General features: G+C 62.4%; 16 protein-coding genes. 3 read left to right on the forward strand and 13 right to left on the reverse strand.

Features of this window, described 5'->3' with window-relative positions; all coding sequences use genetic code 11:
* Window positions 1-39: 39 nt before the first annotated feature.
* The 9 genes from JP75_RS23060 to ettA form a co-directional block, all read right to left on the reverse strand.
* Window positions 40-876, reverse strand: coding sequence for an alpha/beta fold hydrolase (locus JP75_RS23060; RefSeq protein ID WP_051961251.1), 837 nt, complete (start codon window positions 874-876; stop codon window positions 40-42).
* The gene (locus tag JP75_RS23065; protein WP_035087261.1) at window positions 876-1,208 is read right to left on the reverse strand and encodes a hypothetical protein; all 333 of its coding nucleotides are present in this window, start codon (window positions 1,206-1,208) and stop codon (window positions 876-878) included. Before JP75_RS23065 ends, JP75_RS23060 begins: the two co-directional genes overlap by 1 nt.
* Window positions 1,205-1,543: a hypothetical protein gene (locus JP75_RS23070; RefSeq protein WP_035087262.1), complete on the reverse strand. Its 339-nt coding sequence runs from the start codon at window positions 1,541-1,543 to the stop codon at window positions 1,205-1,207. The genes JP75_RS23065 and JP75_RS23070 overlap by 4 nt, the downstream gene beginning before the upstream one ends.
* A gap of 136 nt (window positions 1,544-1,679) precedes the next feature.
* A complete protein-coding gene (locus JP75_RS23075; protein WP_035087265.1) occupies window positions 1,680-2,057 on the reverse strand; it encodes a response regulator in 378 nt (125 codons plus the stop codon).
* 73 nt (window positions 2,058-2,130) lie between these two features.
* Window positions 2,131-2,724: a DUF6969 family protein gene (locus JP75_RS23080; protein WP_035087266.1), complete on the reverse strand. Its 594-nt coding sequence runs from the start codon at window positions 2,722-2,724 to the stop codon at window positions 2,131-2,133.
* Complete coding sequence (locus JP75_RS23085) at window positions 2,724-3,113, reverse strand: hypothetical protein (RefSeq protein ID WP_035087268.1); 390 nt, start codon at window positions 3,111-3,113, stop codon at window positions 2,724-2,726. The genes JP75_RS23080 and JP75_RS23085 overlap by 1 nt, the downstream gene beginning before the upstream one ends.
* Entirely contained in the window at window positions 3,110-4,324 is a 1,215-nt protein-coding gene (locus tag JP75_RS23090; RefSeq protein WP_035087270.1) for a YeeE/YedE family protein, read from the reverse strand. The genes JP75_RS23085 and JP75_RS23090 overlap by 4 nt, the downstream gene beginning before the upstream one ends.
* Window positions 4,325-4,527: 203 nt before the next feature.
* Window positions 4,528-5,433, reverse strand: a complete 906-nt coding sequence (locus tag JP75_RS23095) for a sulfurtransferase (protein WP_035087271.1) — start codon at window positions 5,431-5,433, stop codon at window positions 4,528-4,530.
* 192 nt (window positions 5,434-5,625) lie between these two features.
* Entirely contained in the window at window positions 5,626-7,281 is a 1,656-nt protein-coding gene (gene ettA, locus JP75_RS23100) for an energy-dependent translational throttle protein EttA (protein ID WP_035087273.1), read from the reverse strand.
* A 148-nt stretch (window positions 7,282-7,429) separates the two neighbouring features.
* Between ettA and JP75_RS23105 the strand changes: the two genes are divergently transcribed.
* Together JP75_RS23105 and JP75_RS23110 are read left to right on the forward strand one after the other, a co-directional pair.
* Window positions 7,430-8,779 (forward strand): M16 family metallopeptidase, encoded by a 1,350-nt coding sequence (locus tag JP75_RS23105; protein WP_152565963.1) that lies wholly within the window; start codon window positions 7,430-7,432, stop codon window positions 8,777-8,779.
* Window positions 8,776-10,116, forward strand: a complete 1,341-nt coding sequence (locus tag JP75_RS23110; protein ID WP_035087277.1) for a M16 family metallopeptidase — start codon at window positions 8,776-8,778, stop codon at window positions 10,114-10,116. Before JP75_RS23105 ends, JP75_RS23110 begins: the two co-directional genes overlap by 4 nt.
* 12 nt (window positions 10,117-10,128) lie before the next feature.
* Here JP75_RS23110 and JP75_RS23115 read toward each other — a convergent pair whose 3' ends face one another.
* The 4 genes from JP75_RS23115 to JP75_RS23130 form a co-directional block, all read right to left on the reverse strand.
* Window positions 10,129-12,300 (reverse strand): FdhF/YdeP family oxidoreductase, encoded by a 2,172-nt coding sequence (locus JP75_RS23115; RefSeq protein ID WP_035087279.1) that lies wholly within the window; start codon window positions 12,298-12,300, stop codon window positions 10,129-10,131.
* 177 nt (window positions 12,301-12,477) lie between these two features.
* On the reverse strand, window positions 12,478-13,413 hold the full coding sequence (gene ppk2 / locus JP75_RS23120; protein ID WP_051961253.1) for a polyphosphate kinase 2: 936 nt from the start codon (window positions 13,411-13,413) through the stop codon (window positions 12,478-12,480).
* Window positions 13,414-13,577: 164 nt separating this feature from the next.
* On the reverse strand, window positions 13,578-14,393 hold the full coding sequence (locus tag JP75_RS25600; protein WP_051961255.1) for a hypothetical protein: 816 nt from the start codon (window positions 14,391-14,393) through the stop codon (window positions 13,578-13,580).
* A 351-nt stretch (window positions 14,394-14,744) separates the two neighbouring features.
* Window positions 14,745-15,905, reverse strand: a complete 1,161-nt coding sequence (locus tag JP75_RS23130) for a porin family protein (protein WP_035087280.1) — start codon at window positions 15,903-15,905, stop codon at window positions 14,745-14,747.
* A gap of 198 nt (window positions 15,906-16,103) precedes the next feature.
* Here JP75_RS23130 and JP75_RS25605 point away from each other — a divergent pair, with 198 nt between their 5' ends.
* Entirely contained in the window at window positions 16,104-16,742 is a 639-nt protein-coding gene (locus JP75_RS25605) for a helix-turn-helix domain-containing protein (protein WP_051961258.1), read from the forward strand.
* Window positions 16,743-16,748: the final 6 nt, after the last annotated feature.

The following is a 16,748-nucleotide window of genomic DNA, read 5'->3' on the forward strand; positions in this document are numbered from 1 at the left end:
GCGGAATCACCTCGCGAGGCCGATGAGTGCTGTTCGCGACTATTCGTCGTCGTCCGGCTCGAGATCCTCTCCCGCCAGCGCATCGAGAAATTCGTCGAGCATGCGGTTGATGAGATCGGGCCGCTCGATGCTGGGGATATGCGCTACCCCTTCGAGCACCGCAGCGAAGGAATTGGGCATGGTCTCGGAGAGATGCTCGTGCCGCTCGATCAGCGCGGTAAAATCCTCATCGCCGACGATCAGCATGGTGGGCGCCGTAACGGCATCGACACGGCTCCAGGCGTCGGGCCGCGGCTCTTCCCGCGTCAGTGCCGGCTTGGCCAGCGCCTTGGCGTTCATGTCGAGAAACAGTTCGCGCGTGGAGCCGCCGACGCGGCCGCTCTGGGCCCGCGGACCATCAAGCCATTCATGCGCCTGGACCTTGTTGAGAAGATCGAGATCGCCGCGCTCCCAGGCATCTTCCTCGGCCATTTCGATGGCGCTTTCCTCCGCCGTCGCAGTCCAGGGCGCACCGGTGATGGAGGTGCCGATCAGCACGAGGCCAATGACCCGGCCGGGGTTCTTCAAGGCAAAATCCACCGCCAGCCCGCCGCCCATGGAGCAGCCGACAAAGATGGCAGCATGAATATCGAAGGCGTCGAGAACCGCCTCGAGATCGTCGAGATGGCTGAAGGGTTCGTCGGCGCTGACCGCATCGCCATAGCCGCGCCGATCATAGGCGATCGCGTGCCAGCCATTGTCGGCAGCCAGCCGCATCTGGTCGTGCCACATGCGATGGTCGCACACGCCTGCATGCAGGAACACCACCGGCAGGCCATCGCCCAGTTCGACGCCCGTCAGTGTCGCGCCATCGATATCAATACTGAATTCGTCCATTACCACGCGCAGATTTCCGTTTCGGTCGCGTCGCTCTTCCAGCAGGCCCGGTCTTTCTTGGCCCTGAAATAGGTTCCCGGCAGGGGCACGGCGCGTCCGCCCGCTTCATAGGTGGCGCTGACAAAGCCCTGCCCGTCTGCCTCGATCCACAGTTCGAAGGTCGGCTTGCCGGCCGCAGAAATGCGGAAGCTGCCGGCCTCGTCGAGCCGCTGAAAGTCGCATCCATATTCGCCGTCGTCGGTGGTGAAGCAGCGCGCTTCCTTGGCCATCGCCGCCGGCATGACCATCAGCATGGCCAGCAATGCGGCGAAACTGGCGCGCGCCAGCTTCATTCGAACACCAGGGCGCAGAACTTGACCTCGTCCCGCTCCGCCTGCCAGCAGCCGGGTTCTTCCGCGAGCGGCGCGAACGTGCCCAGGTCGCCGGGAAGCTGTCCGGGCCTCGCGTCGGCCGCGATGAGATAGCCGAGCCCTTCATTTTCTTCGACAAGAACAAATGCGAAGGTCTGGCCGTCGGGCAAGGCGAAGGTCAGTCCGCCGCCATCGGTCTCCACCTCGCACTCGAACTCGTCGTAGCCCGTCAACGAGCACTGACCCGATACGGCCAATGCCGGAGCCGCGAGGGCAAGGCTGGCTGCCAGCATCGCCCCCGTGATCATAATCTTCATGCATTCCCCCAGAACGCCAGATAACCAAAGACCCTTGGGCCCTGGAAACCAAGCTTATGGCAGAAATCGCAGCAAACCCAATGTGTATTATTGCGCTTTGAAGACGATGGTAAAGGCCTGCTCTTGGGAAAGCGGCCTATTCGACGATACGGCCCGCCAGCAAGGGCGTCAGGGCCCGCTCGATATCCTGCTGGGAATAGGGTTTGACGATGACGGCATGGCTCTGCCATTCGGGTGGCAGACCGGCCCGGCCATACCCGGTTGCGAAAACCAGCGGCACGCCGCGCTCTTTCAAAATCTGCGCTACGGGAAACACAGTCGTGCCCCCGATATTGACGTCAAGGATGGCGACATCGACCGGCCCGAGCGTTTCCGCCACCGTAATGGCCTGATCGAGGCGCATCGCCTGCGCCACCACTTCGCATCCGAGATCGGCAAGCGCATCTTCGAGACCGAAGAGCACCAGCGTTTCATCCTCGACGACAAAGGCCCGGCTGCCGGCGAACTTGGCCAAGAACGACTCCCACACGCAATCGACGGCCGACTCATCCGACCATCGCGAAACTAACTGGCAGGCGCTTTGGGGCTCAAGACCCCGGTCGCAAAGCGACGATAAATTCCGACGTGACTTCCAGCGCCCTATCCTCCCGCGGCGCCACACCTTGCGGCGGAACGTGAGCTGCAAGCCAGGCGTCGCGAGCGCGGATCAGTTCGGAAATCTCGCTCTCATAGGCGACGAAGATAGCCGTAAGCCAGCGATTGACCAGATAGGACGGCGACGGCATCTGCATGTCAAAGCGGCCGAGAAGGTCTATCGTCCGCTCCGCATCGGCCCAGTCGTCGCCCACCACCCACTGATTGACCGTGAACAGCCGCAACAGGCGTCCGTTCGCGTCGACACCTATGGCGATGAGATGGTGGATGGCGCCATTGGGCCCATCGGGCCGGAGAAAGCAATGGAAGTGCCCGTGCTCGGCAGTGCCTTCTTCGGCCGGATGGCAGTGATAGAACCACTGCGCATTGCTGGCCGGGTCGAAGACGTCGCCGGGCGGATAATGTTCCCAGGCTTCGATATCGGAAACGCCGCGAAACGTGTCGCTGAGCACATTTAGGCCGCCCTTGGCGAGAATGGTCTCGCAAAAGGCGATCTCGTTGAGCGCATGTTCGCGGGCCGTGGACATCAGGCGCCGTCCACCACGAGGTCAGGGGCCTCCTGCCCCGCGGGCTTCGCCAGCGGTGGCGCGGGCGGAGCGGCCTTGGCCGGTGCCGCTTCGACCGGGCGCTGTGCCGGAGGCGGCGGTGGCGCGGCCTTTTGTGCCGGTGGCGGCGGCGGAGCCGCCTTGGCCGGTGCAGCAGCGGCGCATGGCGTAACAGGCGCTCCCGCAGCACAGGGCGCGACGGCCCCCGCAGCGCAGGGTGCAGAACCAGCCGCGCAAGGTGCCGAACCCGATGCAGCCGTGGCCTGCTCCGTCGGACGCGGCGGCACCGGATTGGTCACATGATCATAGGCGATGGCAGCAGTGGTGACGGCGAGCGCGGCACCGAAGAGCAGAGTGTTGCGTGCGCTCATTTCCTGGCGAACCCATCAAGACCGAAGAAGGGACGCAGCCAGACGCCCACGAAGGAACCGACAAAGGCGGCAGTGAACCACAGCCAGCCATGGAGGCTCCCCGTGGCAATGCCGGAGAACAGCGCCCCGATATTGCAGCCAAAGGAGAGGCGCGCGCCATAGCCCATAAGAAGGCCACCAATGATGGCCGCTAGCAACGAGCCGAGCGGCAAAGCCGCCTTCGGCGCGAATTTGCCGGCGATTGCCGCAGCCAAAGCCGCGCCGAGCACGAGGCCAAAGTCCATCACCGAAACGGTGTCGGCCAAGACGCTGGAATTCAGCGCCTGGGCCTGGGCTGGCCAGGTCCAGAACTCCCAGCTCGCAACCGGAATGCCAACCGCCGAAGCGATCTTGGCGCCCCAGAGGCCAAAGCCATAGGTGATCGACCAGGGGTGGCCCGCGAGCAGCAGCGTCGCGATATTGAGAAGGGCAAGCACCAGCCCTGCCCCGACCAGCGGCCACGGGCCATAGAGAATCCAGCTCCAACCCTGCCGCGCCGGAGCCGGTTCAGGTTCGATATTGCCGTGCACGCGCTTTTCGATCACCGCGGTGATCAGCGCCACGATGGCGAGCCCGGCAATGGTCGCCGCGATGGCAAAACCGACGCCCAGTTCAGCGCCCAGGCTGATGGCCGGCAGCGCCGGCTGCAGCAGCCAGAACGGCAGATGCGCCGTGCCGATGACGGCGCCGATAATGAAGAAAACCAGCGTGACCAGCATGCGTGCCGAACCGCCGCCGACGGTAAACAGCGTGCCCGAACCGCAGCCGCCGCCCAGTTGCATGCCGAGCCCGAAAATGGCCGCGCCGAGCAGCACGGAAACCCCGACCGGCGCCATGGCGCCCACCATAGCCTGACCACCGATATTGCCGGCAGCGACCAGCGGGATCATTGCCAGTGCCGCAACGCCGATCGTCAGCATCTGCGCCCGCATGCCGCGGCCGCGCCTCTCGACCACCATGCGCTTCCAGCCGCCAGTAAAACCGAACGAGCCGTGGTAAAGCGCCACGCCCAGAGCGCCGCCGATCAGAAACAGCGTGCCCTGGCGCAGATCGACCTGCCAGGTGATGAAAACAAAGCCGGCCAGCAACATGGCGGCAGCAACAAGAAGCGGCGCCCTATCCACCACGGCGGGCGGCAGGAATTTTGGCGCTGGTGCGGAAATATCGCTCATGATTCTCAAAATGCAGAAGTTCTAAAAGGTTTGGATGCTGCAGCCTTGCGGCGCAACATCCAATCTTCATCTCTATCGCTTCAGCCTCTCCCCGCGCGTCACCCTCGGGCTTGACCCGAGGGCTCTACACTTATGAAGGCCGGTGAAGTGAAGTCCCCTCGGGTCAAGCCCGAGGGTGACGACCGAGGCGTGAGGCCGCGATCTTACTGGATCGGGCGAGCCGGATCGGCAGCCCATTCGGCCATCGAGCCATCATACATGGCGGTATTCTTGTTGCCGCCCACTTCATGCAGGGCAAACCAGGCGATCGAAGCCCAGTGGCCGGTATTGCAGAAGACGATGTTCTTTTCGCTTTCGGCCAGGCCTGCACCCTTGGCGAGAGCAGCGATGGTTTCGGGCAGCGCGAAGCTGGCATATTCGGCGCTGTAGAAATTCGAGTGCGGGATGTTCACGGCGCCGGGAATGGTGCCTTCGATGCGCACGACCGGGCTCTTGGACTGACCAAGGAACTGCTCTTCCGGACGGCCATCGACGAGCTTAGTGCCGGCGGCAAGAGCAGCTTCCACGTCGGGCGTCGTCGCGCGCAGTTCCGGACGGACATTGACGGGGAACTCGGCCGCAGCCGGCACAGCCGCCTCGGCAACGCGCTCGCCGCCGACAGCGTCATACTGGCGCCAGCCGCCGTCGAGGATCGAAACGGCGTCATGGCCGAGATATTTGAAGGTCCAGTAGACGCGGGTCGCGCCACCAAATTCGGAGGAATCGGTACCCCACGGCACGATGACGACATGGTCGTCGGCATCGACGCCAAGGCTGCCGATGAGCGCCGCAATCTGCTCGGTCGGCGGGATCTGCCCCGGCACGCCATCGACCTCGGTGCGCCAACCAGCGCTCGCATAGGGCGCGACAGCGGCATTGGCGATGAACGGCAAATCGCCCAGGTCGGTCTCGTCGATCTTGTCACGGATATCGATGATCGCGACGTTCTCATCAGCAGCATGCGCCTTGAGCCATTCGGCGGTCACGAGCGGCGTGACATCAGAAGCAAAGGCAAAAACGGGAGCCGCAACAACAAAAGCAGCAGCGGCGGCAAACGATGCAAAACGCATGGCAATCCTCTAAAATGAATTGGAGGAAATCTATACGGGGCCGGTAGAGAAATCGAAGCGCAGGGGTCCAAAAGTCGCCGCGACGAGGCAAAAGTGCTCTCTGCGACACCCGCCTTTGAGAACGTTATTCCAAGGGCACGCTGCACACCGCAGAAACAAGAAGGGCGCGGTCTGCACCGCGCCCATAAAAGCTTATCGCGTCAGCGGCTTGTACGTCGCCCGCTTCGGGTTGACCGCATCGGCGCCAAGCCTACGTACCTTGTCCGCCTCATAGTCCTGGAAGTTGCCTTCGAACCATTCGACATGGCTATCGCCCTCGAAGGCCAGCATGTGGGTCGCCAGGCGATCGAGGAACATGCGATCGTGGCTGATGATCACGGCGCAGCCGGCGAATTCCTCCAGCGCTTCTTCGAGCGCGGCGAGGGTTTCGGTGTCGAGGTCGTTGGTCGGTTCGTCGAGGAGCAACACGTTGGCGCCCGACTTCAGCATCTTGGCGAGGTGCACGCGGTTGCGCTGGCCGCCTGAGAGATTGCCGACCTTCTGCTGCTGGTCGCCACCCTTGAAGTTGAAGGTCGAGGTATAGGCGCGCGAGTTCATTTCGCGCTTGCCGAGCATCAGCACTTCGTCACCGCCGGAAATCTCTTCCCAGACGGTCTTGTTCGGGTTGAGTGCATCGCGGCTCTGGTCGACATAGCCGAGGTGCACGTTTTCCGCGACGGTAACGGTGCCGCCATCGGGCTTTTCTTGTCCGGTCAGCATCTTGAAGAGCGTGGTCTTGCCGGCGCCGTTCGGGCCGATAATCCCAACGATGCCGCCCGGGGGCAGCTTGAAGGTCAGGTTGTCGATCAGCAGGCGATCGCCGAACGACTTGGAGAGGCCGTCGACGTCGATGACGTTGTGGCCGAGGCGTTCGCCCGGCGGAATGATGATCTGCGCGGTGTGCGACTGGGTGCGGGCCTCGTTGACCTTGACCAGTTCGTCATAGGCACGGATACGGGCCTTGGACTTGGCCTGGCGGGCCTGGGGCGACTGGCCCATCCATTCCTTTTCGCGTTCCAGCACCTTGGCGCGAGCAGCGTCTTCGCTCTTTTCCTGGGCAAAGCGCTTGGACTTGGCGTCGAGGTAAGCGGAATAATTGCCTTCATAGGGCACGCCGCGGCCGCGATCGAGCTCGAGAATCCAGCCCGTGACATTGTCGAGGAAGTAGCGGTCGTGGGTGATGATCAGTACCGCGCCTTCGAATTCGCGCAGGTGCCGTTCCAGCCAGGCCGTGGTTTCGGCGTCGAGGTGGTTGGTCGGTTCGTCGAGCAGCAGCAGGTCGGGCTTCGACAGCAGCAACGCGCAGAGCGCCACGCGGCGCTTTTCACCGCCCGAAAGGTTGGTCACGTCGGCATCGCCCGGCGGGCAGCCGAGCGCTTCCATGGCGACTTCCACCTGCGATTCCAGATCCCATAGGTTCTGCGCGTCGATGACGTCCTGGAGCTTGGTCGCCTCGTCGGCGGTCTCGTCGGAATAGTTCATCATCAACTCGTTGTAGCGGTCGACGATGTCCTTCTTTTCCTTCACGCCCATCATGACGTTGCCGAGCACGTTCAGCGCCGGATCGAGCTGCGGTTCCTGCGCGAGGTAGCCGACCTTGGCGCCATCGGCAGCCCAGGCTTCGCCGGTGAAATCGGTGTCGATACCGGCCATGATTTTCAGCAGCGTCGACTTACCCGAGCCGTTGGGGCCGAGAATGCCGATCTTGGCATCGGGGTAGAAGGAGAGATGGATATTATCCAGCACCTTCTTGCCGCCAGCATAGGCCTTCGACATTCCGTGCATGTGATAAATAAACTGGCGGGCCATGCGGGGTGATCCTCAGATGAGAAATTTGCGCCGTATTTAGGGGATAGGCCTCTCCTAGGCAACCGCAGACCGAACTGGCCGGTTGCTTCTGCCTGCAATCCCGCCGCACACATGCGCCCAGCCTCGCAAACGGAGAATGCGCCGAACCATGAACCGTCCGACGATTGCCTTTGTGGCTGCCCTTGTCACTGCCCTGCCTGTGGCAGCCCAGGACAGCCCGCCACCCGCCGTGAGCCATTTCACGCTCGATAATGGCCTCGAACTCGTGGTGATTCCCGATCGGCGCGCGCCGGTGGTGACGCATATGGTGTGGTACCACACCGGTGGCGCCGATGATCCCAATGGACAATCGGGTGTCGCCCATTTCCTCGAACACCTGATGTTCAAGGGCACGGCAAAATATCCCGCCGGCACGCTCGAAAGCGCGGTCAACGAGCTTGGCGGCCAGCTCAACGCCTTCACCACGGCCGATATCACGGTCTATTTCGAGACGGTGCCGCCCGACGCTCTCGGCCAGATGATGGATATCGAAGCCGATCGCATGCATAACCTCGTCCTGCCCGAAGAGGTGATCGATGCCGAGCGCTCCGTGGTGCTCGATGAGCGCCGGCAACGCGTCGAATCGCAACCCGGGTCGATCCTGGCCGAGCAGGTGTCGGCGACGCTCTTCCAGAACCACCCCTATCGTATTCCGGTGATCGGCTGGGCGCACGAGATCGAAGCGCTCGATCGCGAAGACGCGCTGTCCTTTTATGGCCAACACTATGCGCCCAACAATGCCCTGGTCGTGGTTGCCGGAGACGTAGACGCCGAGGTCGTCCGTCAGATGGCCGAAGACACCTATGGCAATGTCGGGCGTGGGCCCGAACTACCCCCGAGGGCACGCCCGGAGGAGCCACCCGCGCAGGCCAGCCGCACCGTTACGCTGCGCGACGCCCGTGTGTCGCTGCCGAGCTTTACGCGCAACTGGGTCGTGCCAAGCTATCGCCAGGCCGAAACCGGCGAAGCCGAAGCGCTCGACGTGCTTTCTGCAATCCTGAGCGATGGCGCGCAGAGCCGGCTCTATCAGGCCCTGGTGGTCGAGGCCGGCATCGCGGCGCAAGCCCGCACCAGCTATGACGGAGGCGCATTCGATTACGGCCGCTTCGTGCTCTACAGCGCCCCGCGCCCCGGCACGACGCTCGAGGCGCTTGAAGCCGCCATCGACACCGAGGTCGACGACATCATCACCAATGGCATTTCCGAAACCGAGCTCAATCGGGTCAAGACCCGCTTCATCCGCAGCACGATTTTCGCGCAGGACGATCAAGTCAGCATGGCCCAGACCTATGGGCTCTGGCTGACCACCGATCGGTCCATCGCTGACGTCGCCGAATGGCCCGACCGCATTCGCGCCGTCACAGCGGACGATGTCAAAGCCGTCGCCGCCAAATATCTGCGCCCGGCCACCGCGGTCACGGGCTATCTGCTTCCCCTCGCCGAGGAGAAAGCCCAATGATCACAACCATTCGCCACGCCCTGCCCGCGCTTCTCGCCCCGCTGATGCTCCTCGGCTTTGCCCTGCCAAGCCATGCCGACGTCGCTTTCAAATCCATCACCTCGCCGGGCGGCATCACCGCCGGCATGGTGGAAGACTACACGGTGCCGATTGTCACCATCGCCTTCGCCTTCCAAGGCGGCGCGGCGCAAGATCCCGACGACAAGGTGGGCCTCGCCTCCCTCATGTCGTCGCTGCTTGACGAAGGCGCTGGCGATCTCGACAGCAATGCCTTCCAGACCAGGCTTGATGATGTCGGCCTCGAAATGGGCTTTTCGGCCAATTTCGATTCCTTCACCGGCTTTGCGCGCATGCTGGCCGATCAGCGCGACGACGCCACCGAACTTCTGGCGCTCGCCGTCAACGAGCCGCGCTTTGACCAGTCAGCTATCGACCGCATGCGCGCCCAGGTCCTAGCCGGCCTTGCCTCGCGCTCCCAGGACCCCGGCTATGCCGCCGGCCGCATGTGGAACGAGGCCCTGTTCGGCACGCACCCCTATGCCCGCCCACAAGAGGGCACGGCGACGAGCCTGCCCGGGATCACGGCGGACGACCTCCGCCAGTTCCACAAGGCGCTCTTTGCCCGCGGCAACCTGAAAATCGGCATCGTCGGCGCGCTCGACGAAGAAGCCGCCGGCAAGATGATCGACGCCATCTTTGGCGCCCTGCCGGCAGAGCCCCAACTATCCGAAATCCCGCCGGCCAAACTGAGCTTTGGGCAGAACGTGGCGGTGGACTATCCCCTGCCCCAAACCTCGATCAACCTTGCCTATCCCGGCATCAGGGAAAGCGACCCCGACTTTTTCGCCGCCTATGTGATGAGTGAAATGCTGGCCGGCGATAGCCTGCTGTCCGAACTCAACCGCGAAGTGCGGGAAAAGCGCGGGCTGAGCTACGGGGTCTCCGGCGGTCTCGTCAATCTCGACCAGGCAGACGCCCTGACCATCGGCACCTCGACCCGTCCGGATCAATCGGTCGAAGCCATCGAGGTCATCAAGGCAACGATCGCAACGATGACCGAAGACGGCCCCGACCCGGCCGCGCTCGAACGCACCAAACGCTACCTCGTCGGCGCCTACCCCATCAACCAATTGCGGTCCTCGGTGGCCATTGCCACCACCATGGTGGTGCAGCAATTGCTGGATTTGCCCATCGACTATGTCGAAGAGCGCCAGAAGCAGATCGAGGCGGTGACGGGGGAAGACATCAAGCGCGTCGCCCAACGCATTTTCAGCACCGAGCCAAGTCTTTTGCAGGTTGGTCCCGGCGCGGAACAAGCCGAGGCAGCGACGCCCTAGGCGGGAAAAGCACTAGGCGGCCGCAACATCTACGGGCACCGACTTGAAGGCCGGTGTCTTGCTGCGCGGATCGACTTCCGTGCCGATGAGCACATTGGCCTCCGGATAGTAGGCGAGCACCGAGCCGGCCGGCAGATCGAAGCTGGTGGCGATGCCCTCCATCTCGCCGACGGCAGAGCGCACTTTTACCCTCTGTCCCTCGGTCAGGCCGCGCGCTGCCATGTCTGCCATGCTGAGAAAGATCGAATAGCGCCCGGCCTTGCCGCGATAGCTGTCGGTCTCTTCATAGATGATCGAGTTGAACTGCCCCTCGCTGCGCACCGAGGCGAGCATGAGCTTGCCTTTTTCAAGTGCCGGGATCGGCGTAACGACGAAATGCGCCTTGCCATCCATGGTGCCGAATTCGGGGACGTGCAGCACGCGGTTGCGAATGTGGAACTCACGCTTGGCAACGTCGATATCAGCCAACTCCTCCATGCCCGGCACAATGGCCGCAATGGCATCGCGCAGCTTGGCGTGACCGGAAAAGGCATCGAAATCCACGGGCGAATCCGGCAGGACGCGCTTGCCGATCTGGCCGAGAATCCAGCTTTCGGGCCGCACCGTGCTGATGCGGTCGATGCCGCCATCGGACAGCCGCACGAAATTGAACATGGACTCCTGGGTCGTCGGCTCCCATTCCTCGTCGCGCGCCGTGACCGGCAAAATGAGCACCTCGCCGTCACCCAGCCCATGCACATGGCCCTGGTTGAGCGTCGTCGTCAGGAACAGCTTGAAACCGATGGCCCCCATGGCACGGCTCGAGAACGCCGTGTCCGGCGTCGCCGCCCAGAGATTGCCGCCCATGATAACAGCGGCATCGATATTGCCGGCTTCGGCCCGCTTGAGGCAGGCCATTGTGTCGAGGCCTTTTTCCTCCGGGAAGCTGACGCCAAACACCTCTTCCATGCGCTTGAGAACATCGCGGGCAAGCACCGGCTTGACCCCGATCGTGCCAATACCCTGCACGTTGGAATGTCCGCGCAGCGGCAGGAGGCCGGCAAAACGCTTGCCGATCATGCCGCGCAGCAGCGCCAGATTGGCGATGGCTTCGACATTGGCGACGCCATGGACATGGTGCGTCATACCCATGCCCCAGGCAAAGACGGCATGCCGCGAGCGACCATAGGCCTCGGCCACGCGCGAAATCTCTTCGCGCGACAGCCCACAGGCTGCAGTGATTTCATCCCAGCCAAGCGTATCGATATCGTTACGGAAAGCATCAAAATCTGCGCCATAGGCGGCGATAAAAGCCCGGTCCTCCGTCCCCTGCTCCAGCACCGCTTTTGCGAGACCCTTGAACAGGGCAATGTCCGACCCGATGCGCGGCTGCAGATAGTCCGAAGCGATATCGCTGCCGCCCTTGAGCATGGAGAGCGGCGATTTCGGCACCGCGAATTTGACCAGGCCCGGCTCCTTGGCCGGATTGATGACGATCACCTGCCCGCCCCGCTCGCGGCAGTTCTTCAGCATGTGAATGAAGCGCGGGTGGTTGGACGAGGGATTGGCGCCGATGACGAAGATCAGGTCCGCCCCGGTCAGGTCCTCAAGCTCTACGGTAGCCGTTCCCTTGCCGATCGTGGTTGCGAGACCCTCGCTCGTCGCCTGATGGCAATAATAGGAGCAGTTGTTGACGTTGTTGGTGCCGTAGGCCCGCGCCAAAAGCTGGAACAGGAACCCCGCCTCGTTGGACGACCGCCCCGAGGAATAAAAGAACGTTCGCTTGGGGTCGGTTTCGGCCAGCCGATGTGCCGCATGATCGAGCGCAGCATCCCAATCGAGCGGCTCAAACTTGTCCGAGCCCGCCCGACGGAAAAGCGGCGTGCCCAGCCGCCCCAGCCGCTCCATCTCCCGCCCCGAAAGCTCGCTCAGTTCGGCAATGGTGTGCTCGAAAATCGGCTCGGGAATCGGCGGCTGGATATCGGTCGATTGCGCCTGCACCGACTTGTTGCAGACCGAGGGGAACTCATCGAGTTCATTGGTCATGCCGCCATGCTGCCCGCCCATGCCATAAGCACAGGCCTTGCAGGTGTTTTTTGCCGTCAGCGCCTTGGCAGCCTTGCCCACGCCCATCTTGCCGATGGTGGAAAGGGTATAGAGGACTTTCTTGGGGCCGCCGCCCACGACATTACTGGTATCGGCCACTTAGAACACTCCCGCAGTGCCCCTTATTTTGGAGCCGACAAGACGGGAGTGCAAGTCATCAACGGTCCTCCCTCCGCACGGTGTCATTCCCGCGAAAGCGGGAACCCCTGTTTGGTAACGGAGGTCCCCGCTTTCGCGGGGATGACACGGCGGAAAGCGGAGAGAGCGCAATGACCGTCAGTAAACCGCCTTCACATACATCTCCTGCGGCACCGGTCCACGATGGTAGTCGGGGTGTCGGATGCGCTCGGGCAGCACAATCTCGGGCTTGGGCACTTCGTCATAAGGAATGGCCTCAAGCAGATGCGCGATGCAGTTGAGGCGCGCGCGCTTCTTGTCGTCGGCATTGACGACCCACCACGGCGAATCCGTCGTGTGGGTGCGCACCAACATGTCTTCCTTGGCCTTGGTATAGTCTTCCCAGTGGCGACGACTTTCCATGTCCATGGGCGACAGCTTCCACTGCTTCAGCGGATCCTGAATGCGCATGCGGAAGCGGAATTCCTGCTCTTCATTGGTGATAGAAAACCAGAACTTGATGAGGATGATCCCCGAACGGATCAGCATCTTTTCGAATTCCGGGACCGTGCGGAAGAACTCTTCCAGCTCGTCGGGCGAGCAGAAACCCATGACGCGCTCGACACCGGCGCGATTGTACCAGGAGCGGTCGAACAGCACCATTTCGCCCGCTGCCGGCAGGTGGGGCACGTAGCGCTGGAAATACCACTGGGTCTTTTCGCGGTCGGACGGCGCGGGCAGCGCAACGACGCGGCAGACACGCGGATTGAGCCGCTGCGTAATGCGCTTGATGGCTCCGCCCTTGCCGGCGGAATCACGACCTTCAAAAATGACCGCAACCTTCAGTTTGTTATGAACAATCCAATCCTGCAGCCGCACCAACTCGTGCTGCAGACGGAACAGCTCTCGGAAATAGACATTGCGGTCGAGTGACTTGCGCTCTGCCCGCTCACCCTCTTCGGCGAGCGCCTCGAGCTGGTCGTCCTCGAACTGCAGCTCCAGCTCTTCATCAAAGCTGTCGGTAATCTCTTCGCGAATGCGGTTCAGTTCCGCCTCGAATTGGTCGAAGCGCGCGTTCTGGTCGAAGTCGTTCACTTGAGGGCCCTCCGGGTGCGGCACCATTGGCCACACCAGGATTGCACTTTTGTGACAGAAGCGCTTCCAGCAAAAGTATCGGTGTTTTGCATGTCGCCCAAGTCAAAGGCGACATGCCGTGATGTTAGGTGCTCAACCCAAATGCAAGCCGGATATTTCCGGCCTCAATAGACAAAGACCGTCAACTGATTGCCGCGCTGATGAACGGCAAAGACGCGGTTCGCATTGTAGGAAGACCGATCGATCGAAGCGCTCAGCAGGCTATCGCTGCTGATGGCGGAACGCAGTGAATTGCCGAGACCGGAATTGGTCAGGGCGGCGGCGAGCCAGGTCTGCAGTTCCGGGCACATGTCGACACGCTGGATCTCGACATTGCTGGCGCGCTGCCAGGAGCCGCCGATCTGCGTGCCTTGGATCAGCCGTTCGACCTGACGCGGGCTGGTGCCGGCACAGGCCGGAGCGTTTCCACCATTGGAAGCGGAGAAGGACGGAATGCCGCCATTGCCGACGCCGCCGTTTCCACCGCCGTTCCCGGGATTGCCGGGATTGCCCGGCGCACCGCCGCCGATCGATACGCCGATATTGGCGAGACTACCGCCACCCACTGTCGCGCCTACGCCAACAGTGCCATTGAGCAGCCCGACATCCGCATCGACAAGACTTCCACCGCCGACTGTCGCGCCAACCGTAGCTGCCCCGCCAAGCACGTTCGCATTCGCGCCGAGGGCGCTGCCACCGCCACTGCCGACTGTTGCATTGGCGATGCCCGAGCTACCGCCGATTTGCGCATCGACGAGCTGGTTCTCACCGCCAAGGCCGACATTAACCAGGCCCGTATTGGAAGCATCGCCCGAGCCAAGGGTGACCAGCGCGTCTTCGCCACTTCCACCAATGATTCCAAGCAGGTTCTGGGCCTGGGCGGGCGCCGAAACACTCGCGACAAAGACCAGAGGCAGAATAGAAAGCAATTTTCTTTTCATAACTCATCTCCATCTTCGCGACCAACTTGCCGCACTGAAATGACGGCCGAAGACAGACTTGAGTTTCAATTTGTGATTTGGTCTAACCCAACTGGTAAACGACAGACTAATACACAAATATTGAAGAGAATTAACGAAGCATTTGTCATAACAAAAAAGGCGCGGAACCGAAGTTCCGCGCCCCATCGGGGCTACAGCAAAGGAGCGTCAGCCTTCCTGCCACCGCCGACTTATCGGGCTGATCCCCGCTTGGGACCGCCGCGTGGCTTGCCACAGCAGAACTGTGGTTCGCTGGCACAACGACCCATTTCCACATCAGTTCCCGCCAAGCCGTTCACATCGGCAACCGCGCTAAAATTGCGTATTGATGGCCAGGGTGAAGCGATCGATCGTGTAGCTATCGCCTGACTCCTCCACCCATTTTCGCAAGGCCCTCAGCGACAGGCTCGCCTGATCGGCCATCGCATAATCGAGGCGCAGGCTGGCCGTCTGCACCTGCCGCGTCTGGCTCGCATCGAAAATCCCCATCTCGTCGCTGCGGCTCACCGCCGCCGAGAGCGCAATGGCATCCGTCATCCTGTACCGCGCGGAAAGCTCGATCTCGCTGGTGCTGCTGGCAACGGGATCGAGCGGATCGTCGAGATCGACGCTCTTTTCCGCCCGAAGCGCCAGCGTCCAGCGATCACCCAGCGCCAGTTCCGACTGCATCGCCAGATAAGGCAAAACCTCGCGCAGGCCGGGATCGATCAACGGCCAGACCAATGTCGCCCCCGCCAGGAATTCGACGAGAAGATTGTCCGTCTTGGTCCGAACGCCCCCAGCGACAGTCCCCGCAGTTCCCGGCAGGCGGCCATAATCGAACTGATCGGCTTCCGGAACACTCGAAAAATCCCCTTTGAGCCGGCCAAGCACCGCCATGGCGCCCGTCACCGCCTTTTCCCAATTCACCCCTACCCCGACAACACCCACTTGCGGGTCGAGCCGAACCGGTGGCAGCTCGATGGGCAGGCCGGAAATGACCGCATCCTCGGGATAGCGCCAGCTACCGTTCACGATCACATTGACCTGCTGGTCTTTCCCCATGACGGCCAGTTCCAACATGGTTTCGTGTGTCACCTTGCCGTTCGCAACGCCGATCATCGCGCCATCGAGCGGCAGGCCCTCGCCGACCCAGTCCCGGGTCAGGGCATAGCCGGCACGCAGCACCATGCCCTTGTCGAGCTCCAGCGCCGCTTCCACGCCGGCCGCGGCTGACATGTCGTCTTCCACCGAAACCGTCGCAAAACGCGTCTGCTCGAACAGCAATGTCCCGCGCAGCGACAGGGCGCCCATGCTGTGCGACAGCGAAAGCTCATGCTTGTGCTCGACGAACAGGTCCGACGGCCCGTCCACGGTTTCCGTGGCATTGCTGGTCCAACCCGCCTCGACGGCGCTCTTGAGCGCCAGGGCCTCCTCGCCCAAAACGGCGGAAACACTGACCATCCAGACCGCAATGCAAGAAAACCAGCGCATCCCAACCTCCGGCAGAGCCACCGGGCAAGAATGCTCATGGTTCAGTAACCAATATTTCACGTAGAGGGTCAGTAGATTTACCTGCCCGGCAGCGTTGAGATTAAGCGTTAATGCCGGAACTGGGTCGTGTAAGTAGTCTATTAACTATGATCTTCATCCCTGCTTCGGGATTTTGGCTCCACTCAAAAGGAGCTGGCCATGCCAAAACCGAGCGAACTTTGCACCGCCCTGCGCAATTGGCGCATCCGCGCCCGCCTGCAACAGGATGCCGTCGCCAAAAGCCTCGGCGTCACGCAGAGTCAGATCAGCCGCTGGGAAAGCGGCCGCGATGCGCCCCGTCCGCACAATATCGAGGCCATCCGCCGCCTCATCTGGGGCCCCGAAGCCGATCCGCTCGTGGCCCTGCGCTATTTCGTGGAAGAGTCGCACCAGAACCTGCTGCTGATGGATGCCAGCCACGCCATCATCGCCTGCAGCCGGCCGCTAAAACTGCCATCCGGCCCGCTCGACCGCTTCGGTTGGGTCATCGATCCGCAGAAAAACCCCGCCTTCGCCCCGGTCCATGCCCGCTTCTGCGAATTGCTGGCCCGGCCGGCCGGCGTCGTCAGCCTCAAGATCACCATCCCCTTTGTGGACAATGGCCGCGACTGGTGCGCCATCATCAACAAGACCATCCACACGGTCGTCGGCACCCGCCTTTGCCTCGTCGAACCCAGCTTTCGCGAGGCAACGGGCCTTGAAGGCAAGGAAATCCGGCTTGAAGAGGTACGGCTGACGCCTGACGAAGGGGAACGTCACTCGCTTACTCTCTGGCGCCAATTGGCTCCCGCCTCCTGATCCATT

It is taken from the genome of Devosia riboflavina (assembly GCF_000743575.1).
In the GTDB taxonomy this organism is placed as follows: Bacteria; Pseudomonadota; Alphaproteobacteria; order Rhizobiales; family Devosiaceae; genus Devosia; species Devosia riboflavina.